General features: G+C 61.4%; 20 protein-coding genes. 17 read left to right on the forward strand and 3 right to left on the reverse strand.

Annotated features, from left to right (window positions below):
• Positions 1-38: 38 nt before the first annotated feature.
• Positions 39-1,226 (reverse strand): septation protein SepH, encoded by a 1,188-nt coding sequence (gene sepH / locus CQR48_RS03625; RefSeq protein WP_101452044.1) that lies wholly within the window; start codon positions 1,224-1,226, stop codon positions 39-41.
• Positions 1,227-1,386: 160 nt separating this feature from the next.
• Here sepH and CQR48_RS03630 point away from each other — a divergent pair, with 160 nt between their 5' ends.
• The 3 genes from CQR48_RS03630 to CQR48_RS03640 all read left to right on the forward strand — a co-directional run bounded on the left by CQR48_RS03630 (position 1,387) and on the right by CQR48_RS03640 (position 4,670).
• Positions 1,387-1,677: a DUF4193 domain-containing protein gene (locus CQR48_RS03630; RefSeq protein ID WP_015450273.1), complete on the forward strand. Its 291-nt coding sequence runs from the start codon at positions 1,387-1,389 to the stop codon at positions 1,675-1,677.
• Complete coding sequence (dut, locus tag CQR48_RS03635; RefSeq protein ID WP_101452045.1) at positions 1,677-2,156, forward strand: dUTP diphosphatase; 480 nt, start codon at positions 1,677-1,679, stop codon at positions 2,154-2,156. The genes CQR48_RS03630 and dut overlap by 1 nt, the downstream gene beginning before the upstream one ends.
• Positions 2,157-2,378: 222 nt before the next feature.
• The gene (locus CQR48_RS03640; RefSeq protein WP_044092954.1) at positions 2,379-4,670 is read left to right on the forward strand and encodes a RelA/SpoT family protein; all 2,292 of its coding nucleotides are present in this window, start codon (positions 2,379-2,381) and stop codon (positions 4,668-4,670) included.
• A 124-nt stretch (positions 4,671-4,794) separates the two neighbouring features.
• Here CQR48_RS03640 and CQR48_RS03645 read toward each other — a convergent pair whose 3' ends face one another.
• Together CQR48_RS03645 and CQR48_RS03650 are read right to left on the reverse strand one after the other, a co-directional pair.
• Positions 4,795-5,334 (reverse strand): peptidylprolyl isomerase, encoded by a 540-nt coding sequence (locus tag CQR48_RS03645; RefSeq protein ID WP_033492431.1) that lies wholly within the window; start codon positions 5,332-5,334, stop codon positions 4,795-4,797.
• Between the two features lie 140 nt (positions 5,335-5,474).
• On the reverse strand, positions 5,475-6,299 hold the full coding sequence (locus CQR48_RS03650) for a Cof-type HAD-IIB family hydrolase (RefSeq protein ID WP_101452046.1): 825 nt from the start codon (positions 6,297-6,299) through the stop codon (positions 5,475-5,477).
• A gap of 310 nt (positions 6,300-6,609) precedes the next feature.
• Here CQR48_RS03650 and CQR48_RS03655 point away from each other — a divergent pair, with 310 nt between their 5' ends.
• The 14 genes from CQR48_RS03655 (at position 6,610) to clpX (ending at position 23,547) form a co-directional block, all read left to right on the forward strand.
• A complete protein-coding gene (locus tag CQR48_RS03655) occupies positions 6,610-7,599 on the forward strand; it encodes a MetQ/NlpA family ABC transporter substrate-binding protein (RefSeq protein ID WP_101452047.1) in 990 nt (329 codons plus the stop codon).
• A 119-nt stretch (positions 7,600-7,718) separates the two neighbouring features.
• Entirely contained in the window at positions 7,719-8,855 is a 1,137-nt protein-coding gene (locus CQR48_RS03660; protein WP_015450288.1) for a methionine ABC transporter ATP-binding protein, read from the forward strand.
• A complete protein-coding gene (locus CQR48_RS03665; RefSeq protein WP_029576460.1) occupies positions 8,852-9,559 on the forward strand; it encodes a methionine ABC transporter permease in 708 nt (235 codons plus the stop codon). The genes CQR48_RS03660 and CQR48_RS03665 overlap by 4 nt, the downstream gene beginning before the upstream one ends.
• Before the next feature lie 73 nt (positions 9,560-9,632).
• Positions 9,633-10,784 (forward strand): M20 metallopeptidase family protein, encoded by a 1,152-nt coding sequence (locus tag CQR48_RS03670; RefSeq protein ID WP_015450290.1) that lies wholly within the window; start codon positions 9,633-9,635, stop codon positions 10,782-10,784.
• Positions 10,785-10,829: 45 nt separating this feature from the next.
• A complete protein-coding gene (locus tag CQR48_RS03675; RefSeq protein WP_101452048.1) occupies positions 10,830-12,527 on the forward strand; it encodes an NAD+ synthase in 1,698 nt (565 codons plus the stop codon).
• 24 nt (positions 12,528-12,551) lie between these two features.
• Positions 12,552-12,740, forward strand: a complete 189-nt coding sequence (locus tag CQR48_RS03680; protein ID WP_015450292.1) for a hypothetical protein — start codon at positions 12,552-12,554, stop codon at positions 12,738-12,740.
• Positions 12,741-13,043: 303 nt separating this feature from the next.
• On the forward strand, positions 13,044-15,419 hold the full coding sequence (pflB, locus tag CQR48_RS03685) for a formate C-acetyltransferase (protein ID WP_033492446.1): 2,376 nt from the start codon (positions 13,044-13,046) through the stop codon (positions 15,417-15,419).
• Positions 15,420-15,644: 225 nt separating this feature from the next.
• Positions 15,645-16,487: a pyruvate formate-lyase-activating protein gene (pflA, locus tag CQR48_RS03690; RefSeq protein ID WP_044092952.1), complete on the forward strand. Its 843-nt coding sequence runs from the start codon at positions 15,645-15,647 to the stop codon at positions 16,485-16,487.
• 181 nt (positions 16,488-16,668) lie between these two features.
• Positions 16,669-17,463, forward strand: a complete 795-nt coding sequence (locus CQR48_RS03695) for a DUF3000 family protein (RefSeq protein ID WP_143252471.1) — start codon at positions 16,669-16,671, stop codon at positions 17,461-17,463.
• 199 nt (positions 17,464-17,662) lie between these two features.
• Positions 17,663-18,970 carry an HRDC domain-containing protein gene (locus tag CQR48_RS03700; RefSeq protein ID WP_180334540.1) on the forward strand — a complete coding sequence of 436 codons (1,308 nt, stop codon included), beginning with the start codon at positions 17,663-17,665 and terminating at the stop codon, positions 18,968-18,970.
• 52 nt (positions 18,971-19,022) lie between these two features.
• The gene (gene tig, locus CQR48_RS03705) at positions 19,023-20,393 is read left to right on the forward strand and encodes a trigger factor (RefSeq protein ID WP_015450298.1); all 1,371 of its coding nucleotides are present in this window, start codon (positions 19,023-19,025) and stop codon (positions 20,391-20,393) included.
• Positions 20,394-20,614: 221 nt separating this feature from the next.
• Positions 20,615-21,241, forward strand: coding sequence for an ATP-dependent Clp protease proteolytic subunit (locus CQR48_RS03710; protein ID WP_015450299.1), 627 nt, complete (start codon positions 20,615-20,617; stop codon positions 21,239-21,241).
• Between the two features lie 3 nt (positions 21,242-21,244).
• Positions 21,245-21,916: an ATP-dependent Clp protease proteolytic subunit gene (locus tag CQR48_RS03715; protein WP_029576451.1), complete on the forward strand. Its 672-nt coding sequence runs from the start codon at positions 21,245-21,247 to the stop codon at positions 21,914-21,916.
• Positions 21,917-22,023: 107 nt separating this feature from the next.
• Entirely contained in the window at positions 22,024-23,547 is a 1,524-nt protein-coding gene (gene clpX / locus CQR48_RS03720; protein WP_101452050.1) for an ATP-dependent Clp protease ATP-binding subunit ClpX, read from the forward strand.
• Positions 23,548-23,549: the final 2 nt, after the last annotated feature.

The raw sequence follows: 23,549 nt of genomic DNA on the forward strand, positions 1-23,549 counted from the left end.
CGCGGCAAGCGGTGCAATCGGCAATAAGTCTGCGGCGATCAGTCTCCGAATAGGATTTCATCCCAGCTGGGCATTTTGCGGCCTTTGCCGTGGGCACGCCGCTGCGTTTTGGCGTCATGGGCCTGATCGGCAGCGGTCTGAGCCGGGTTGGTATCTCCGGATAACTTCCGTGTGGCGGTCGCGTCCGCATCGGATGCGTTCTGGACGGCGGATTGCCTTGATTGCCCTGTGGCAGTGTCCACATGGTGGACATCGTGTTCTGTCGGCGTGTCGCGCCGGGCGCTGGCCGGGGATGCCGATGCCTGCTGTGTGCGCGTGTCGTGTGCCGGAGTCAATGCGGAAACCGGTGTTGTCTGTTGGTGCGGGCGTGTCGCGGCGGCCGGGTTCGGCACCGGTTTAGACACTGACGGCAGTGGCGGCTTGCTTGCGGCACCGCGGTCTTGCGACGGGGCTGCGGCAGAGGGGGTTGCGGCAGACGATGCCGCCGCAGGCGCTGGCCGGGCCGGTGATGAAGTCGCGGAATCGGATTGCGGCGCCCTCCACGCGGAAACGGCGCGTTCGATGCGTGCCGAACGGACCGAATCGCCCGGGATGTTCAGAGAAATGGGGAAGTTCGGCCCCTCGTCGCCGTCATCGCTGGCGCGGTTTTCACCGACAAGTTTCTTGGCCGTGGCATCGAGACACACCATGGCGTTGTCGTGCATATTCCATGACCACGACGCGCTGACGCGGTTGCCGGCCGATTCGAACCGAGCGGTGATTTTCCAAGGCTCCAACCCTCGGCGTGTCGCGCTCCAGGATACCGATTCCATGCCGATTCCCGCCGCCGCAAGCGTGCGCTCGATGAGCTCGGAGATGGTGTGCACGCGGGAATCCTTGGGGGCGGGCAGCATGAAGAACTGCTCGATTGCATACTGTTTCTCGGTCTCCACCCCGCTGGAGAAGCGCCTGACCAGCGTTTCGCTCAGGCCGTAGCGTTGCGCGACCTGCTCGGGTTCCGCGCCGGCGCGAATCAGCGACTGGATCTGCGAAATCGGCAGACTGGAAGTTGGCGGGGTCTGTTGATACCGCTGTTTTTCGGCCTTGAGCTGCTTGGCTTCGAGGATGGCGTGTTCCAGCGTGTCGTCCACAGTGACGCCGAAGAGCATGCCGCGCAAGGAGAACACGAGCTCCCCGTTGCGTCCGACATGGTCGAACTTGGCTTCCTGTATAGGATTTTCAGGCATGTGCGCACCACTTTCCTCGTCTTTGGGAACACTTCCTACACTACCCCGGAAAACACCGGCTTCGTGTCGTATTTTACGATGTTTTGGAAACGTGTATCCTATGCGGGGTACAGGTCATGTATTCTATGGCGCGTAACACATAACTCATGAGGAGGATGCGATGGCCCAGGACTATGATTCCCCACGCGGCAAGGACGAGGATGAGGAGTCGCTCCAGGAACTCGGCAAGAGCACGCAGAACACGTCGAACGAGGACGATGACGAGAACGCCATCGCTGAGGACTACGAGCTGCCGGGCGCCGATTTGAGCAACGAGGACGCTTCGGTGACCGTCATCCCGATGCAGGGCGACGAATTCATCTGCTCCGAATGCTTCCTGGTCAAGCACCGCAGCCAGCTCGCCTATACGGACGAGGACGGCCAGCCGGTGTGCAAGGAGTGCGCGGCCTGATGGCGGTCGATGAAGGCTATGTCGAGCCGGAAACCACCGAGGTACTGGTCAAGTACTTGCGTCAGCCGTACCCCGACACGCTCAGATACGCGCATGCCGGCGACGCCGGCGCTGATTTGACCGCCTCCGAGGACGTCACGCTCCGTCCATTCGAGCGCGCCTTGGTGCCCACCGGGATCGCGATCGCGCTGCCCGCCGGGTATGTCGCGCTCGTCCATCCGCGCTCCGGGCTAGCGGTCAAGCAGGGGGTTACGGTTCTCAATGCCCCCGGCACAATCGATGCAGGGTATCGCGGCGAAATCAAGGTGCCGCTGATCAACCTCGACCCAGAGCGCACGGTGTCGTTGCACGCGGGGGACCGCATCGCGCAGATGGTCATCCAACGGTACGTCGAGGCGACATTCGTGCCTGCCGAGCGGCTACCCGGTTCAGACCGTGCAGAACGCGGATTCGGATCCACAGGGCTGTCCTGTTCCTGACGCGCGCGTCGAAGTGGTACTATCCGTGGTACAACGGGCTTGTTATGCCGCTTGGCGGCAGGCGTACGTGTTTAGGGAGGTGGAGCGATGACTGAGTTCAACGAATCGCACGACGGCGAGGACACCGAGCCACGGCAGACGCCGGGGGCGAAGACAGGTGTCCCGGCTGGGCAGGACGCATCCGGTCAGACACCGCAGGATGACGATTTCGCCTCCGCCCATATGCTGGGTTGCGAGATCAGCGCTGATCCGCTCGATCCGCTCCAGCCCATCCTGCGCATGTGCCAATCCCATCATCCGGACGAGGATATGGACATTCTGGAGCGCGCCTATCGGCGTGCGGTTGTCCAGCATTCCACCCAGCGGCGTAAATCCGGCGAACCGTATATCATCCACCCGCTGTCCGTCGCGCAGATTCTTGCGGACTTGGGCATGGGGCCGGTCGTCGTGGCGGCCGGGCTGCTCCACGACACGGTTGAGGACACCGATTACACGCTCGCCCAATGCCGTGCCGAATTCGGCGATACCGTCACCGGGCTCGTGGATGGCGTCACCAAACTTTCGAAGATGGAGTACGGCGATTCCGCACAGGCTGAGACCATCCGCAAAATGGTAGTCGCCATGAGCCGTGACGTGCGCGTGCTTGTCGTCAAGCTCGCCGACCGCGTGCACAACGCCCGGACGTGGCGCTATGTCAAGCCGGCGAACGCCCAACGCAAGGCGCGCGAGACGCTGGACGTCTACGCGCCGCTCGCCAACCGGCTGGGTATGAACGCCATCAAAACCGAGCTCGAGGAGCTGAGTTTCAAGGTTCTCTACCCGAAGATCTACAACGAGATTGTCGTGCTCGTCGCGCGCAGAGCTGGCCAGCGCGACGTCTACCTCAAGCAGATCATCGCCGAAATCAATGAGGATCTCGACGATCTGAACATCAAGGCGACCGTCACCGGACGCCCGAAGGACTACTTCTCCATCTACCAGAAGATGATCGTGCGCGGGCACGATTTTTCGAATATCTACGATTTGGTCGGCGTGCGGATCATCGTCGACACCATCCAGGACTGCTATGCGGCGCTCGGTGCCGTGCATGCGCGGTGGAACCCGGTCCCCGGCCGGTTCAAGGACTACATCGCCATGCCGAAACTCAACATGTACCAGAGCCTGCACACCACGGTGGTCGGGCCTGGCGGTAAGCCTGTCGAGATCCAGATCCGCACGTGGGACATGCACCGGCGGGCGGAATTCGGCATCGCCGCGCACTGGAAGTACAAGGCGAACGGTCAGGCGGGCCGCGCGCTGAGCGATCCGGACAAGGACGACCGCAAGCGCGAGGACGGCAAGGATCTCGACGAGGCTGACAACCTCAAGTGGATCCAGCAGCTGGCCGACTGGACCAGCGAAACGCCGGATTCCAACGAGTTCCTCGGTTCACTCAAGGAGGACCTCGGCGCTTCCGAAGTGTACGTGTTCACACCGAAAGGCAAAATCGTCTCTCTGCCAGCGGACGCCACTCCGGTTGATTTCGCGTACGCCGTGCATACCGAGGTGGGCCACCGCACCATGGGTGCCCGCGTCAACGGACGGCTCGTCCCGCTCGACACGAAGCTTGAAAGCGGCGACACGGTTGAAGTGCTCACTTCGAAATCCGACACCGCCGGTCCGTCACGCGACTGGCTGAGCTTTGTGAAAAGCCCGAAGGCACGCAACAAGATCCGCCAATGGTTCAGCAAGGAACGCCGCACCGAGGCGATTGAGGAAGGCAAGGACGAGCTGACGCGTGCGATGCGCAAGCGCAATCTGCCGATTTCCACGCTGCTGACCCCGGAAGCGCTGGTCGGCGTGGCCGAGGAACTCAATTTCCCGAACCCCGACGCTGTGTATGCGGCGATCGGCAACGGCCAGATCTCCACACAGAACGTGATTGCCCGCCTCGTCAAGGACGCCGGTCCTTCCGAAGTCAACGAGGAGGTCGAGCAGGAGGTGCTGCCGCTGCGGCAGGTGGAACGCAGCAAGAAGCATTCGAACTCGATCGGCGTTTCCGTTAAGGGTGTGGACGACGTGTGGGTGAAGCTCGCACGCTGCTGCACGCCGGTGCCTGGCGACGACATCATCGGCTTCATCACCCGTAACCAGGGTGTTTCCGTGCACCGCACCGACTGCCAGAACATGCTCGACCTTGAGAAGCGACAGCCTGAGCGTGTGATCCCGGTGGAATGGACTAGCACCAAGGGCCTGTTCATGGTCAAGATCCAGGTCGAGGCGCTGGACCGCCCGCACCTGCTGTCCGACGTGACGCGCGTGCTGTCCGATCACGGGGTCAATATCATCTCCGGTTCGATTTCTACGGGATCCGACCGCGTGGCCACCAGCCAGTTCTCCTTCGAGATGGCAGAGCCGCAGCACCTCAACACGCTGCTGGCAGCCGTGCGCAAGATCGACGGCGTCTTCGACGTCTACCGCATCACCGGTGCGAAAGATTCCGCTGAACCGCGTCTGCGCCGTATGCAGGAGTAGCAGCATGCCGTGAACGCCAAGGCTGCTGGACAAGACTGCCACAATACCCTGTAACATATGGCGACGCCCCCGCACTACCTGTACGGGGGCGTCGTTCCAGTGTGGGTCGCGCCAAGCCGACGGCTTACTTCACGACTTCCACGGACGTGATGCCGACTGGCTCCAACGGGGCGTCTGAACGGTCCGTCGCCACGGCGTCGAGCTTGTCGACGACCGCCTTCGAAGCGTCATCGGCAACCTCACCGAAAATGGTGTGATGCCCGTTGAGCCACGGGGTGGGGACCGTGGTGATGAAGAACTGCGAACCGTTGGTGCCGTGCGGCTGGCCGTCGCGACCGCGACGCAGACCGGCGTTCGCCATGGCCAGCAGATACGGGCGGTCGAAGACCAGGCCGGGAACGATCTCGTCATCGAACTCGTAGCCGGGGCCGCCGGTGCCGTTGCCGATCGGGCAGCCGCCCTGGATCATGAAATCCTTGATGATGCGGTGGAAAGTCAGGCCGTCATAGAACGGGTCGTGCTTCTCCTCGCCGGTGAAGGGGTCGCGCCACGCCTGTTCACCGGTAGCGAGACCGAGGAAGTTCGCCACGGTGTTCGGGGTCTGGTCGTCGAAAAGATTGAGGGTAATATCGCCCTCGGTGGTATGCATGATAACTGTGGTCATGTCTCCATCGTCTCATAGCGAGGGGACGGGGGAGCGGCTGTTACGCTCCCCGCGCCAAGCGCCGGTCGGCGGCGTTGACCGGACATTGCGCTACTTGGCGGATTCGATGCGGGCCATGCACGGAAACCCCGCAGTCGGCATCACAGGATGCCGAAATGTTCCAAGGCGTGCAGAATGCCGTCATGGTCTACGTCATCGGTCACCCAATCCGCTGCCTGCTTGGCATCATCGGTCGCATTACCCATCGCCACGCCGAGCCCCGCATAGGCGAGCATCGTCGCATCATTGCCGCCGTCGCCGAACGCGATCGTCTGCTCGCGGGTGAAACCGTAATGGTCGCAGAACCGCTGGATGCCGCGCGGTTTGCCGCCATCCGCGGGAATCAGATCCGTGAACGAGGGGTGCCAGCGGACCCCCGTGGTGTGCCGGCACAACGCCGTCAGTTCGCGTTCGGCTTCAGGCGTGATATACGGGCTGATCTGGTAGGTCACATGCTGGGGGATGCGCTCATGCGGGTTGTCGACGAACACCTTGGGCGCGGTTTTACCCAGCTGACGCCATGTTTCGCGCATGGTGTCGGTGATTTGGTTGAAATACACGTAGTCGCGCTCGCAGAAATTCGCGACCACGTCCGGGTGCGCATCCAGCCAGGCCACGATGGTGCGGATATCGTCCGGGTCGAGTGACTCACTCTCGTGATATCCCGATTCATCGAAGCAATACTGGCCGTTGAGCGCGACGATGCCGTCGAAATGCACAGGGATTGTGTCCAGTACGACCTGCATATGCGAGGGTGCGCGCCCTGAGCAGATGAACACGCGGATGCCACGATTCTGGAGCGCATGGAGCGCGTCGATCGTCGACTGCGGCACGATATGCGTGACGAAGCTGGTCAGCGTGCCGTCGATGTCGAAGAACGCGGCTTTCATCTGCGCGGCCGCCTCGGGGGAAAGTTGGAAAGTCATGTCGGTGTCGCTCCTTGTCTGTATCTGCCACCAGTGTACGCGGCACGCCTGTCCGCGCCCGGAGCGTGAACCGGGGAGCGCGGTACGACACCGGCGGCAACACGATAGGGGAGGAAACGAGGTGTACGCCAACTGAGAAATCCTTGAATCCACGGGGTTTCGATGCAGGCTATAACGAACATGAATAGGGCAATTAGCGCAAAACCGGCGGAACCACGCCAAACTGCGGCTATGGTGTTGGATACGGCAAGCCGGAGGGATCCGGCGAATGAATCGCGGTGCATGGCATCGCGCAAGAGAGAGGAACATCATGGCACAAGCATCATCCGAGCAGAACCAGCCGGCAGCACCGCTGTCCGACCCGCAGGAACCGGTCCGCGTCAACCACACCGGCCGCAATATCGTCATCGCCGTCATCGTCATCGCGCTTATCGCTGTCGCGGTGTTCTTCGGCGTCCGCGCAGCCAGGGGCGGCAGCGATTCCGCCGCCAAGGGTTCCAAGTCCAACCCGGTGAAAATCGGCGTAGTCGGCGCAACCGACCCGCAATGGGTGGAATTCCAGAAGGAAGCCGAAGCAGCGGGCATCTACGTGAAGATTGTTGATTTCCAGGACTACACCTCCGAGAATCCGGCGCTTGACTCCGGCGACCTCGACCTCAACGAGTTCCAGCATCTGCTGTACCTGGCGAACTACAACGTGAAGAACAACAAGGACCTCCAGCCGATCGGCGGCACCGCGATCTTCCCGCTGGGCGTCTACTCCACCAAGGTCAAGAGCGTCGATGACATCCAGGCCGGCCAGACGGTCGCCATCCCGAACGACGAGACCAACCAGGCGCGCGCCATCGGCGTGCTCAAGTCCGCGGGTCTCGTGACGCTCAAGGGCAAGTGGACCGCATTCGCCACCCCGAACGACATCGACACCGCTAAATCCAAGGTGAAGGTCACCCCGCTGAAGGCCGAGCAGGTTGCCAACTCGCTCAAGGACCCGCAGGTCGTCGCCGGCGTGATCAACAACGACTACGTCGCGGACGCAGGACTCAAAGCCAAGGACGCCATCTACCAGGATGACGCCGAAAGCGAGGAGGCCCGCCCGTACATCAACGCCTTCGTCGCCCGCAAGGCGGATGTGAACAACGAGACCTATCTCAAGCTCGTCAAGATCGCCCAGTCGAAGAAGGTGTTCGACAAGCTCAACGCCCAGTCCGACGGCACCGCCGTCTCGGCGAGCAAGTTCACCGCCAAACAGCTGCAAAGCTACCTGGCGACCATCGAGAAGGAAGCCAAGGCGCAGCAGTGACTTCGCCGATGGCATCATCGCGATTATCCTGAAGCTCTAGGCCCGGTGCCAGGCGAAAGCTTGGGCCGGGCCTAGAGCGGTGGAAGACGTATTGCGGAAGGCATACCAAGGAGGCAACGATGGCAGAAGCAGTCATCACCTTCGACCATGTGGTCAAGGAGTATCGCCGTCGTGCAGGCGGTGGGCAGGAGCGCGGGACGACACGCGCGGTGGACGATGTCAGTCTTGAAATCGACGCCGGAGACATCTACGGCATCATCGGGTATTCGGGCGCCGGTAAATCGACGCTGGTGCGCATGGTCAACGCGTTGGAACGCCCAACATCAGGGTCGGTCACGGTGCTTGGCACGCGGGTGGACCAGCTGAGCGAGTCGAAACTGCGGCCGGTCCGGCAGAAAATCGGCATGATCTTCCAGCAGTTCAACCTGTTCTCCACCAAGACGGTCGCACAGAACATTGCCTATCCGCTGCAACTGGACCATTGGCGCAAGGATTATCAGGATCGTCGTGTCAATGAATTGCTTGATTTCGTCGGATTGCGCGAGCACAAAGACAAATACCCCTCGCAGCTGTCCGGCGGGCAGAAACAGCGTGTCGGCATTGCGCGTGCGCTCGCCACGAACCCGAAGATTCTGCTCGCCGACGAGGCGACCAGCGCGCTTGACCCGGAAACCACCTCGGAAGTGCTTGCCCTGCTCAAACGCGTCAACGAACAGCTGGGCGTCACCATCGTACTCATCACCCACCAGATGAACGTCGTCCAACAAATCGCCCACAAGGTGGCGGTGATGAGTGCAGGCAAAATCGTGGAACGCGGCGACGTGTACGACGTGTTCGCCGCCCCGCAGCGCAGCGTGACGCGACGGTTCATCGCCACCGCATTGTCCGGGCTGCCGGACGCCCCGCGCGTCGCGAAACTGCATGAGGAGTGGGACGGCAGGCTCGTCAGCGTCCTGGTACGGCAGAAGGACATCCCCGCGGCGGACGGCCGTCCGGCGGTCAAGGCGTCCGGACAGAACATCTCCGACCTCATCGCGCAGTACGGCATCCACAGCGGTCTGGTTTACGGCGGCATGGACACCGTGGGCGGTTCGGCGGTCGGCGCGATTACCTACGTGTTCGACGACACGAACCCGAGGTTCGGCGAATTCCTCACGGCATTGCGCGAAGACAGCGATGTCATTGATTTCGGTACCGCCAGCCACCCGGTGGAGTATGGCCGGGCGGTCGCGGCGGATGAAGGAGAGACACGATGAACGCATGGACGATTGACGCTGCGACAAGTCTCGCCAGCAAATCCGATTGGACGGTGTTGAAACCCCTGTTGCTGCAATCCGTGGCGCAGACCTTGGAAATGGTGCTGGTCACCTTGCTGATCGGCGGGTTCTTGGGACTCGTGCTTGGCGTGGTCCTGTACGGCACGCGTCCGGGCAACCTGTTCGAGAACAGCGTGGTGTATCACATCCTGGACGTGATTGTGAACATCATCCGCCCGATTCCGTTCATCATCTTCCTCGCCGCGATGCAGCCGCTGACCATCAAGGTGGTTGGCACTTCCATCGGCACGGCGGCCGCGATTTTCCCGATGGTCGTCATGTGCACTTTCGCCACGTCACGACTGGTCGAACAGAACCTCGTGCCCGTAGATCCCGGCATGATCGAAGCGGCCCGGGCCATGGGTGCCTCCAAATTCACCATCATCCGCACCGTGCTCATTCCCGAGGCCCTGGGGCCCCTGATTCTCGCCTACGCCTTCCTGTTCATCGGCGTGCTCGACATGTCCGCGATGGCCGGGTACATCGGCGGCGGCGGTCTGGGCAATTTCGCCATCGCCTACGGCTACCAGAAGTTTGACCAGACGGTCACTTGGTCTGCGGTGGTCATCATGATTGTCTTGGTACAGGTCGTGCAAGCGATTGCAAATGCGCTCGCCAAGCATGTGCTCAAACGGCAGCGTTGAGCGCTGACGACACGCGGTGATTTCGCGGTACGGAACGATTCCGGCGCGAAAAACAAGTTCAGGGGAGGATTATATGGCAGAACACATCGAGCTCACTGATGATCTGGTTGCCACCAGACGCCATCTGCATGAAACACCGGAATTGAGCTTCAAGGAGGTGAACACCACCGCGTTCCTCGCGGACAAGCTGCGTTCACTCGGTGTTGAAGTGCTCGACAGCCCGCTGGAAACCGGTGTTATCGGTCTGATTCAGGGCGAGCACGACGGTCCGCGCGTCGGTCTGCGCGCCGATATCGACGGCCTGCCGGTCACCGAGGAAAGCGGCCTGGACTTCGCCTCGCACAATCCGGGCGTTATGCACGCCTGCGGGCACGACATCCACATGACCAGCCTGCTCGGGGCGGTCGAATGGTTCGCCTCCCACCGCGACCGGATCAACGGGAGCCTCAAAATCGTGTTCCAGCCGGCGGAGGAGACCGGACGCGGCGCGAAATCCGTCGTCGATTCCGCAATGGTGGACGATCTCGACGCGATGGTTGGCACACACAACAACCCGGACTATACGCCCGGCCAGCTGGCCGTCGGCATCGAACCGATGATGGCCGGATGCGTGAAATTCTACGTCGATCTGCACGCTGAAGGCACGCACGCCGGCTACCCGCATTTGGGCACCGGCCCGTTGGAGGCGATGGCCTCGATGATCCTGTCCCTGCAGACCATCGTCAGCCGCAATGCGACGCCGTTCCACCCGCTGGTCGTTTCCGTCACGGAAGTCCACGGCGGCGACGTGTGGAATGTCGTGCCCGCCGAAGCTGGATTCCTCGGCACCGTCCGTTACTTCTACAAGGAAGACTCGCAGCTCGCCGAACGCCGCATGCGCGCGATCGTGGAGCACACGGCCGCCGCGTACGGCATCAGTGCGGACTTCCGCTGGGACGATTTCCAGGACCCGCTGGTCTCCGACCCCGACCTTGCGAAGGTTGTCGCCGCCGACGTGCCGGATTACGCTGATTTGCAGCCAATTCACCCGTCCATGGCGGGGGAGGACTTCGTCGAGTTCAGCAAGGTCTGCCCGGTGGTTTTCGCATTCGTCGGTTCCAACGGCGGCCCGGGGCACCACGGCCTGCACAGCCCCAAGTTCATCGCCAAGGATGCGGCTGTCAAGACGGGTGCCGAATTCTATATCAACGCCGCGTTGCGCGTGCTTGACGAAGTCAGGTCGTGACAAGCGGGACATCTTGTTGTGCCATGCCCTCATTATGCTGGGGGTATGGCACAGATTCGCATAGCACTCGCTCAGATCGACACCTGCGTCGGCGACCTTGAAGGCAACGCCGAGAAGACGCTGGAGTACGCGCACCGCGCGGCTCGACAGCATGCGCAGGTGGTCGTGTTCCCGGAGATGACCCTGACCGGATACCCGATTGAGGATTTGGCGCTCAGGCGCACCTTCCGCAAAGCCGCGTGGAATAAGGCGAACTGGCTTGCCACCGAACTTGAAGCCGACGGGCTGGGCGACTTGTATGTCGTCGTTGGCACGGTCGGCACCGACCACGCCTCCGACAAGCCGCGCAACCGGCTGGTCGTGCTGCATGACGGCATCGTCTGGGCTGGCTACGACAAGCATTTCCTGCCCAATTACGGGGTGTTCGACGAGTTTCGCATCTTCTCGCCCGGTGATCATTCGACCGTTGTCGAAGTCGACGGCGTCAGGCTCGGATTCGCCATCTGCGAAGACATCTGGCAGGACGGCGGCCCGGTCGCCGAACTCGCCGGACGCGGCATCGACGTGCTCGTCACCATGAACGGTTCGCCCTACGAGGAAGGCAAAACCCATACGCGCTTCGACCTGGCCGTCCGCCGCGCCCGGGAGGTCTCCGCCCCCGTGGTGTACGTCAACCAGGTTGGCGGTCAGGACGATCTCGTCTTCGACGGCGGCAGCTTCACCGTGGACGCCGACGGCACGCTGCTGCAACGCTCGCCTATGTTCGTGGAGGATCTGGGCCTGTTCGACTTCGACACCGACGCCGAGCGTCAGACGACTGGGGTCATCGCCCCGGCGCCAGACAAGGACGAGGAGGTCTACACCGCCTGCGTGCTCGGGCTCAAGGACTACATGCGCAAGAACCATTTCAGCGGCGTGTGTCTCGGTCTGTCCGGCGGCATCGATTCCGCGCTCGTAGCGGCCATGGCCGCGGACGCCTGCGGAGGGGCCAATGTCTGGGGCATCTCCATGCCCAGCATGTACTCCTCCGACGGTTCGAAGGACGATGCGGCTGACCTTGCGGCCAACATCGGCGCCCACTATGACATCCAACCGATCGAACCGCTGTTCGTCGCCTACCAAAACCAGCTGCATCTCGAGGGTGTGGCCGCCGAAAACCTCCAGGCGCGCATCCGCGGCGTCATCGTCATGGCGTATTCCAACTCGAAGGGCGTGCTCGCGCTCGCCACAGGCAACAAATCCGAACTCGCCTGCGGATATTCGACCATCTACGGCGACGCCGTCGGCGGGTACGCGCCCATCAAGGACCTGCTCAAGACCCGTGTATGGGAACTCGCCCGGTGGCGCAACGAGGCTTGCGCGCACGGCATGGGCATCGGTGGGCTGCATATCGTCGGGAACGAAGCGGGGGAGCACGGCAAGCCCGCCCCGAACGACATCATTATCCCGGTCAATTCAATTACCAAGGCTCCGAGTGCTGAACTTCGCCCGGGACAGAAGGATTCCGACTCCCTGCCTGAATACGCGTTGCTCGACCAGGTGCTTGCCGCATACATCGAACACGCCCACGGCCGCGCCGATCTGCTGGCCGACGGCTTCGATGAGAAGACCGTCGATACGGTGATGCGTCTCGTCGATCGCGCCGAATGGAAACGCCGCCAGTACCCGCTCGGCCCGAAAGTCACCGCGCTCGCCTTCGGACGCGACCGCCGCCTGCCAGTGACGAGCGCGTTCCGCGAGTAAGGTACTCGTATCGGGAGGATGTCTATGGCTGACAAGCAATGGTATTTCAATATGGTCACCGGGCAACCGGAATACGGTATGATCTCGCCTGATTCGCAACGCATGGGGCCGTACCGGACCAGGCAGGACGCGCTCGACGCGTGGAAGATCGTCAAGGAACGCAACGCCACGTGGAACGAGCAGGACCGCCAGTGGAAACGCTGGGGCAAGTAGCGTAGGCCATGCAGGCAGCTGCCGGTTCCGAGACCATCTGGCCTCCATCATCGCGGTAGGCCGGTTTTTCTTTCTGCTTCTTCCGACGCTGAACACGGCCTCAGCGTCGGAAGAAGCAGAATCGTATGTATACGCGTGTACTGTGCATCGCTGATTCGCCGATTGCGTTCCACTTGATTGCGCTCCAACCGATTGTGATATAAGTCACGTCCACGCCCGACACGACGCCATCATCATGGCATTACAATAGAAGTCAAACGCAGCGTAACGGTGCGTTGCGGCGACTGACACCAAGGAGTGGATATGACAGCAGTTGACCAGACCGCCCTCTCCCAGGAGGAACTCGAAGCCAAGGCATGGGACGGCTTCAACGGCGGACATTGGCAGCAGGACATCGATGTTCGCGACTTCATCCAGAAGAACTACACCCCGTACGAGGGCGATGAGTCCTTCCTCGCTGATGCCACCGACAAGACGAAGCACATGTGGAAGTACCTCGACGACAACTATCTCGCCGTCGAGCGCCGCCAGCGTGTCTACGACGTGGACACCCACACCCCGGCCGACATCGACGCGTTCCCGGCCGGCTACATCGAGAGCCCGGAAGTCGACAACGTGGTGGTCGGTCTGCAGACCGACGAGCCGTGCAAGCGCGCGATGATGCCGAACGGCGGCTGGCGCATGGTCGAGCAGGCCATTCTCGAGGCCGGCAAGGAGCCGGACCCCGAAGTCAAGAAGATTTTCACCAAGTACCGCAAGACCCACAATGATGGCGTGTTCGGTGTGTATACGAAGAACATCAAGATTGCCCGCCACAACAAGATTCTCACTGGACTGCCGGATGCCTACGGCCGTGGCCGCATCATCGGCGACTACCGCCGTGTGGCCCTGTACGGTGTGAACACGCTGATCAAGCTCAAGCAGCGCGACAAGGATTCCGTGCCGTACCGCAACGATTTCACCGAGCCGGAGATCGAGCACTGGATTCGCTTCCGCGAAGAGCATGACGACCAGATCAAGGCACTGAAGAAGCTGATCAATCTCGGCAATGAGTACGGCCTCGACCTGTCCCGCCCGGCGCAGACCGCGCAGGAAGCCGTCCAGTGGACCTACATGGGCTATCTCGCCGCCGTCAAGAGCCAGGATGGCGCTGCCATGAGCTTCGGCCGCAACTCCGCGTTCTTCGACATTTACATCGAGCGCGACCTGAAGTCCGGCAAGCTCGACGAGCAGGGCGCCCAGGAGCTCATCGACCAGATTGTCATGAAGCTGCGCATCGTACGCTTCCTGCGTACCAAGGCCTACGACCAGATCTTCTCCGGCGATCCGTACTGGGCCACTTGGTCCGACGCCGGTTTCGGCGACGACGGCCGCTGCATGGTCACCAAGACCTCCTTCCGCCTGCTTAACACGCTGACGCTGGAGCATCTTGGACCTGGCCCCGAACCGAATATCACGATTTTCTGGGATCCGAAGCTGCCTGAAGCCTACAAGCGCTTCTGCGCCCGCATCTCCATCGACACCTCGGCCATCCAGTATGAGTCCGACAAGGAGATTCGCTCCCATTGGGGCGACGACGCGGCCATCGCCTGCTGCGTGTCCCCGATGCGCGTCGGCAAGCAGATGCAGTTCTTCGCTGCTCGCGTCAACTCCGCGAAGGCCCTGCTGTACGCGATCAACGGCGGCCGCGACGAGATGACCGGTATGCAGGTCATCGAGAAGGGCGTCATCGACCCGATCAAGCCCGAGGCCGACGGCACGCTCGACTTCGAGAAGGTCAAGACCAACTACGAGAAGGCCCTCGAATGGCTGTCCGAGACCTACGTCGAAGCGCTGAACATCATCCATTACATGCATGACAAGTACGCGTACGAGGCCATCGAGATGGCGCTGCACGACAAGGAGGTGTACCGCACCCTCGGCTGCGGCATGTCCGGCCTGTCCATTGCCGCCGACTCGCTGTCCGCACTCAAGTATGCCAAGGTGTACCCGGTCTACAACAAGGACGCGAAGGACACCCCGGGCCACGAGAAGGAATATGTCGAAGGCGCCGATGACGACCTGGTGGTCGGCTACCGCACCGAAGGCGAGTTCCCGATCTACGGCAACGACGACGATCGCGCCGACGATCTCGCCAAGTGGGTCGTTTCCACGGTCATGGGCCAGGTCAAGCGTCTGCCGGTCTACCGCGGTGCGGTTCCGACCCAGTCGATTCTGACCATCACCTCCAATGTGGAGTACGGCAAGAACACCGGTTCCTTCCCGTCCGGCCATAAGAAGGGCACCCCGTACGCCCCGGGCGCGAACCCGGAGAACGGCATGGATTCCCACGGCATGCTTCCGTCGATGTTCTCGGTCGGCAAGATCGACTACAACGACGCGCTTGACGGCATTTCGCTGACCAACACCATCACGCCTGAAGGCCTGGGCCGCGATGAGGACGAGCGCATCAACAACCTCGTCGGCATCCTTGACGCGGGCAACGGCCATGGCCTGTATCACGCGAACATCAACGTCCTGCGCAAGGAGCAGCTTGAAGACGCCGTCGAGCATCCTGAGAAGTACCCGCACCTGACCGTGCGCGTCTCCGGCTACGCGGTGAACTTCGTCAAGCTCACCCGTGAGCAGCAGCTCGACGTGATTTCGCGCACCTTCCATCAGGGCGCTGTCGTCGACTGACCCTGTCGCCCTCGGGTGGCTGAAGCAGGCGTGTGTGGCATGACCACACGAGCCGCATGACTGGGGGCGGGGCCGAAAGGTTCCGCCCCCAGCCGTTTCCCGGTGCCATATGTGGCACAGGTCATGACAAGGAGGACAATGATGTCATCGACAGATACGCAATCGCAATCGCGGACAGAGCCCACGGCCACCGGTTCCCAGGGATTCCATACGACCACGCCACATATGCTCAAGACGTCCAAGCAGTATGCGAGTCAGACCCTGATGGGCGGATTGTCTGGTTTCGAGTCACCGATCGGCTTGGATCGTCGAGACCGTATCGAGGCGCTTCATACGGGCGATATCGGTTTCGTACATTCGTGGGATATCAACACGTCCGTTGACGGTCCGGGCACACGGATGACCGTGTTCATGAGTGGATGCCCGCTGCGCTGCCAGTACTGCCAGAACCCTGACACCTGGAAGATGCGTGACGGCCAGCCGGTATATCTGGAGGCGATGATCAAGAAGATCGACCGCTATCAGGACCTGTTCAAGTCCACCGGCGGCGGAATCACCTTCTCGGGCGGCGAATCCATGATGCAGCCAGCCTTCGTGTCGCGCGTGTTCCGCGCAGCCAAGGAGATGGGTGTGCACACCTGCCTTGATACTTCGGGCTTCCTCAACCGTAACTACACCGACGAAATGATTGAGGATATCGACCTGTGCCTGCTAGACGTCAAATCCGGCGACGAGGAGACCTACCACCGGGTGACTGGGGGAGTGCTCGCCCCGACCATCGAATTCGGGCAGCGGCTCGCCGCGGCGGGCAAGAAGATCTGGGTGCGATTTGTGCTCGTTCCAGGCCTTACCGATGACCCGCAGAACGTGGAGAATGTGGCGCGCATTTGTGAGACTTTCGGTGATGCCGTCGAACATATCGATGTGCTGCCGTTCCACCAGCTAGGACGCCCGAAATGGCACGAATTGCGCATTCCGTACCCGCTTGAGGATGCCAAGGGGCCGGACGCGAAGCTCCGCGCCCGTGTCGCCAAGCAATTCGAAGATCACGGCTTCAAGGTGTACTGACACCGTTGATGTGTGCCGGGTGTCGTTGGTATGCGCGACCCCGTGTTGAGCTGACGTCGTTGCTGTGCGTGACTTTGTTGTTGCTTGTGACTGCGTTGTTCCGTGCATGCGTTGTTCCGTGACCTCGTTCGGTACGGGGTGTCGTTTACCGCAATCGCATGAAACGCCCTAACCTGTAGCCATGGCACAGATTTTCTCATTCCCGGGTGGATTTTCCGGCCGCGGCTCTTCAGACGGCTTTGGACGGTCAAATACCCGTCGCCCGCCGAAACGCCCCGACGGAATACCCGACCAGGTGTGGGAAGCGGTGTTGTCGGTCTATGGCACTCCGCAGATACCCGGCATCCATTGGCATGAGGTGCCGGTACCGCACTCCATCGCGGATTACGGGATTGGCGTGGGCATCGTCTGCGTTGCCGATGCCTCAGAACCCGCTGGCAGTCGTGGGGATTTACAGCCCTCGACCGCCGCTCGGCACGTTGCTTCGGATTCTGATCCCTATACCGGTGGTGATCGTAGTTCGCACGATATAGGCGGTTTCTCCTATGGATTGGGATTGCATCGTTTTGCCGAGGACACGGCATGGGGCTGGATCACCTTGCTGTATTTCGACAATCCTCCGCGCGGATGGGACTCGCACTGGCGTTGCGTGGGATTCTGCCGCATGCCGATCAACCAGTGGGACGGCGGTTTCGCAGAGCATCACACCACACGGTGTTGGGAGACGGTCAAAGGCCGACTGGTCGATGCCGGTACGGACGCAGATTCCATCGCCGGCACGGTCACAGTCAGTCATGACACATCCTTTGGCACGGCGGACAGCGAAGTGCCGTCACGATTCGAATTCCGTGTGTCGTGGACCCCGCCCGCCAGACCGGGTACTGCGCTCGACACGGTCGATGCGGGCTTCCAGATCTCCATGTGGTCGAGACTGCTGATGGAAGGGCTGTGCCGGGCACCGATGGCTCAGCATTGATTCGTTAATTCAATGTTGTTGCCGGTGCTGAGGCCGCGTGCGGCACCTATGCTGCATCCTACGGTCAACGGTGACGGTACTATGTCGTATCGGCGCGCGGGTGGCGTCCCGTACACCGGAACATACGACGACAAGGAGTGCAGACGCAGTGAGTGTTCGACCGACGGATACCACCGGAGTGGGCGGCCCATTACGGGCGGTGACGGCCAGCGGCGACCCACGGTTCCATGGTGAACCACATCTGTTGGCCGAGCCAAGAGCGGGCGTGCCCGACATCATCGACACCTTGGATGGCTTTAAGCACTACTGTGAGTTACTGTCTGAAGGCTCCGGCCCGTTGGCTGCCGATGCCGAACGCGCTTCGGGATATCGGTACGGCCACGAGGACTGGCTGGTTCAGTTTAAACGCGAAGGCGCGGGAATTGGTTTGCTTGACCCGGTGGCATTGGCCGAGCAGGGGGCGGATTGGTCGCAATTCAATGACGCCGTCGGAGATGTGACATGGATTCTCCATGATTCCATGCAGGATCTGCCCGGATTTTATGACATCGGCATGCGCCCCCAGCGGCTGTTCGATACGGAAATCGCCGCGAGATTGCTGGGATTGCACCGATTCGGTCTGTCCGCGGTGACGGAATACTACCTGGGAATGACGCTCGCGAAGGAACACTCCGCCGCGGATTGGTCATATCGTCCGCTGCCGCGCGATTGGCGCAACTATGCCGCGCTCGATGTCGAGCTGCTCGCCGAGCTGATGGACCATATGTCCCGTGACCTCGTGCGCCAAGGTAAGGATGAGTGGGCGCGGGAGGAATTCGCCTACGCCCTGCGCGAAGGACTTCAGCCGCGTAAACCCCACCCGGTGCCGTGGCTTCGGATCTCGCATATCAACGTCTTGAGCCATGACCGGCTTGGCCAGGCGGTCGCCAAGGCGCTTTGGGAACAGCGCGACCGGCTCGCCCGGCAGTATGACATCGAGCCGGCGCTTTTACTGCCCGATTCGGCCATCATCGAGGCAGCCCGTAAGAAACCGCACAACAACCGTGAATTCCGGGCCATTCGTTCGCTCAATGAACGGGTGCGTATCCATACCGGCAGCGAGCAGGACAAGATGTTTGAACGGTACGCGCCAATCCAGAGGTCCATCAAGCCCTCGTTGTGGAAGACCACGATCCAGCAGGCGCTCGATTTGCCCGCCAGCCAGTGGCCAACCATGCCGCAGCCCCAGCATGACGCGCAGACCAACGCCCCGCGTTCCATGAAATACTGGCAGATCCACCATCCCGGCCGCTATGACACGCTGCAGCAGGTCAGACGTGTGATTCAGCAGATTGCTGAAGACACCCACACCCCGGCCGATGTCATCATCAAACCGCAGATCGTGCGCAACCTGTGCTGGACGGATCATCCCGAACGCCGTGACGTGGCCCGCTTCTTCACTGAGCAGGGCGCGCGCGACTGGCAGGTGCGGCTGCTGGCAGCGTCCGTAAGTCGCGTTATCATGTAACGGTTGCCTTATACGGCAGAAGAATGCATACTCGTCAATCAGGAGCGCAAGCGTGAAAATCAGCGTTAGGAACCTCGAGCCGACCAAGGTGAAGCTCACCATCACCGTCGATCCGGAAGAGTTCGACCCGTATCTCAACGAAGCCCGCAAGGAAATCGGCAAGCAGATCAACGTCCCCGGCTTCCGCAAGGGCCACGTGCCCGGCAAGGTCATCGACACCCGCGTCGGTTTCGGTGCCGTCGCCGGCGAAGCCGTCAACCAGGGCGTGCCAGAGCTGTACTCCAAGGCTCTCGAGGAGAAGAAGATTCGCCCGATGGCCCAGCCGGAGTTTGACGTGCAGGACGTCCCGGCTTCCGCCAAGGACGACACCAAGCTCAAGTTCACCGCGACCGTGGAGCGCCGCCCGGACATTGAGCTTCCTGAGCTCGACGGCATGACCATCGACGTGCCGGCTGCCGCCGTCACCGACGAAGACATCACCAAGCGTCTTGATTCCCTGCGTCAGCGTTTCGCCACGCTGGTTGGCGTTGACCGTCCGGCTGCCAAGGGCGATTACGCGAATATCGACCTCGACGCCCAGATCGACGGCAAGTCCGTGGATTCCCAGGAGGGCGTTAGCTACGAGCTCGGTTCCGGCACCATGCTGGACGGTCTGGACGAGGCTCTCGAAGGCCTGTCCGCCGGTGAGGAGACCACCTTCGAAGGCACGCTGGAAGCCGGCGAGCATGAGGGCGAGAAGGCTCAGATTAAGGTGAAGGTCAACTCCGTGAAGGCTGAAGAACTGCCTGAGCTGGACGACGATTTCGCTCAGGAAGCCTCCGAGTACGACACGCTCGACGAGCTCAAGGCCGACGTGCGCAAGGCCGCCGAGCAGGACGCCAAGGGCCGTCAGGCCACTGAGGCTCGCGACGCGTTCCTCGCCAAGCTGCAGGAAGGTCTCGACATCCCGGTGCCGAAGGGCGTGAAGGCCGAACTGCTCGAACAGCAGCTCAAGAACAACGGTGTGGACGCCACGAAGGCCACCAAGGAGCAGAAGGACGAAGCCGAGAAGGAAGTCGAGAAGGAACTTCGCGACCAGATCGTGCTCGACACCCTCGCCGAGAAGCTTGACGTGAAGGTCTCCCAGATGGACGTCACCAACTTCCTCGCTTCCATCGCCCAGCAGTACGGCATGGATCCGAGCGCCTTCATCAACGCGATCGTGCGCAACGGCCAGCTTGGCTCCGCGGTACAGGAAGTCGGCCGTTCCAAGGGTATGCTCGCCGGTATGCGCGCTGTGTCCTTCACCTCTGACGGCCAGCCGCTCGACTTGAGCGAGTTCCTTGGCGACACCCCGGAGAACGAGGAAGAGGAAAGCGTCGAGGCGGCTTCTGCAGCCGCCGCAGTGGCGGACGAGCTCTCCAACGACAAGGACGCTGAGTGACAACACGCACGCGTGCGTGAGACATCGCCGAGAGCGAGGCATCGCTTGAAGCATGCGCGCCAGTGTGTGGCCTTGTTACCGTGAATGATGCGGCGGCCCGGACAATCCGGACCGCCGCATCTGTATACCCGGGCGATGCCATGCGCTGACCGCGCAATCTTCGGCCGGCGTCGATTCGAAGCGGTAGGCTGAGGACATACGATTTACCGAAGGAGACAAGGTTGAGCAATTCCAGTGCAATCCTGCCCGTCATGGCTGCAGATGACGCGCCCGCAGGACCAACCGACCCGATTTTCAACCGGCTGCTCAAAGAGCGCATCATCTGGTTGGGCTCGGAAGTGAAGGACGACAACGCGAATATCATCTGCGCCCAGATGCTCATGCTCGCAGCCGAAGATCCGAAGAAGGATATCTGGCTGTATATCAATTCGCCGGGCGGCTCCATCACCGCCGGCATGGCGATTTACGACACTATGCAGCTCATTGAGCCTGATGTCGCCACCGTGGCTGTCGGCATGGCGGCGTCCATGGGCCAGTTCCTGCTGAGCTCCGGTACGCCGGGCAAGCGCTTCATCACATCCCACGCCCGTGTGCTCATGCACCAGCCGTCCGGCGGCATCGGCGGTACGACGACGGATGTGCGGATCAACGCCGAACTCATCATGGATATGAAGAAGACGCTTTCGGAACTGACCGCGAAGCAGACCGGCCACACAGTCGAGGAAATATACCGCGACAACGAGTACGACCATTGGTTCACCGCCCAGGAGGCGCTGGACTACGGTTTCGTCGACAAGATCGTGACCACGCCGGGCACGATGAACTCTGACGCAGTGAAGGGGGAGTGACGTATGGCAAGTGAAGAGGCACGATTCGTTCAGCGCGCGCAGCGTCTCGCAGGCCCGCAGGGCTTCGGCGGGTATCAGCCGCAGAACCGGTATGTACTGCCGCAGTTTGGTGAGCGCACCCCGTACGGCATGAAGACGCAGGACCCGTACACCAAGCTGTTCGAGGATCGCATCATTTTCATGGGTGTGCAGGTGGATGACACGTCCGCGGACGACATCATGGCCCAGCTGCTGGTGCTTGAAAGCCAAGACCCGAACCGCGATGTGATGATGTACATCAATTCCCCGGGTGGTTCCATGACTGCGATGACCGCGATTTACGACACCATGCAGTACATCAAGCCCGACGTGCAGACTGTGTGCCTGGGGCAGGCGGCGTCCGCGGCGGCAATTCTGCTGGCGGCCGGCACCAAGGGCAAGCGCATGATTCTGCCGAACGCGCGCGTGCTCATCCATCAGCCGTCCATCGACCAAGGATTCGGTAAGGCCACGGAGATCGAGATCCAAGCCAAAGAGATGCTTCGCATGCGTGAATGGCTGGAGAACACACTCGCCAAGCATACCGGCCAGGATGTCGAGAAGATTCGCAAGGACATCGAGGTGGACACCTTCCTGACGGCCGAAGAGGCCAAGGACTACGGCATGGTTGATGCCGTGCTTTCTCCACGCAAGTAGCGTGACGGACGATACCCCCGGCGGCAATGCGTCGGGGGTATTCCCGTATACTGGGGTACGCCGTGCCGTATGTGTCGCATCGCGTCGGCCGCACCAAAGGAGGTTTCATGAGCCGGGTCATCAGCTATCAGGACGATATTCGGCAGTGCACGTTCTGCGGAAAAACCGAACGTCAGGTCCGCAAACTGGTCGCCGGCCCCGGGGTCGCCATCTGCGACGAATGCATCGCGTTGTGTGTTGAGATGATTGGCGATGAGGAACGTCGTGATGCCGAGCACAATGCGCTGGACGTGCCAAAACCCGCGCAGATCATGCATTATCTCGACACGCATGTCATTGGTCAGACGGAGGCGAAACGCACGCTGTCGGTGGCGGTCTACAACCATTACAAGCGCGTCAACATGGAGCTTCAGGAAGCCGCTGCCGGAACGGAACGTCGGCAATTGGAACTCCTGCGCAACGCGGGAGAGGGGCACGTCGCTCCAGATCCGTTCGCTGATGTTCGCGTCGCGAAGTCAAACATCCTGATGCTCGGCCCTACTGGTGTCGGTAAAACCTATTTGGCACAGACATTGGCCGATGTCATGCATGTGCCGTTCGTCATCGCGGACGCGACCACGCTCACCGAGGCGGGGTATGTCGGCGATGATGTCGAAACTGTGTTGCAGCGGCTTATCCAGGAGGCCGATGGAGATCTGGAACGCGCGCGGCATGGCATTGTTTATATCGACGAAATCGACAAGATCGCGCGTAAAAGCGGGGAGAACACGTCCATCACCCGTGATGTGAGCGGGGAGGGTGTCCAGCAGGCACTGTTGAAAATCCTCGAGGGGACGGTTGCGACCGTGCCGTTGGAGGGTACGCGGAAGCATCGGGAGCAGGAAAGCGTCCAGATCGACACGCGGGATATCCTGTTCATTTGCGGCGGTGCGTTCGTCGGACTGACTGATATTGTTGCGCAGCGTGTAGGAGCCCATGAGAGCGGTTTCGGCGCGTCATGGCACGACCATGAGCCTACACAGGATGAATTGCTGGCGCAGGTGAATGCGGACGATTTGGAGGCCTTCGGGCTGTTGCCTGAGTTTATCGGCAGACTGCCGGTGCTGACGACCCTGCACGCCTTGGAGTGCAAGGATCTTGAGCGGATTCTCACCGATCCGGCGAATGCGTTGGTCAAGCAGTATCAGAAGCTGTTCCTGGTGGACGGGGTGCGGCTCGATTTCACGCCTCAGGCGATTGAGGCGATTGCAGAAACCGCCATCAGGCAGGGGACAGGGGCCAGGGGACTGCGTTCAATCATCGAGCATGCGCTTGAGGGCACGATGTATGACTTGCCGCAGATGCAGGGTGTTGCCCGGGTTGTGGTGGATGCCGATGCGATTGCGGGGACTGGTAAACCGGTATTGCTTGCGGATGGGGAGAGCCTTGAGGGTACTCGTGTTGCGCTGGGCGATCAGGTGGCCGGTGGTGTGCCTGGTGTCGGTGGCGCTGGCGGTTCCGGTGGTGCGGGTGGCTCCCGTAGTTCGGATGATACCGGAGCTTTGAGCGATGAGGATGCCGCACCGACGGCTGATATCGCGATTATTCGTCCAGAACATCGTGGGGAACAGGCCGGCTCACGTCGTGCTTGAGC

Origin of the sequence: Bifidobacterium thermophilum, from assembly GCF_002846655.1 — a bacterium.
Lineage (GTDB): Bacteria > Actinomycetota > Actinomycetes > Actinomycetales > Bifidobacteriaceae > Bifidobacterium > Bifidobacterium thermophilum.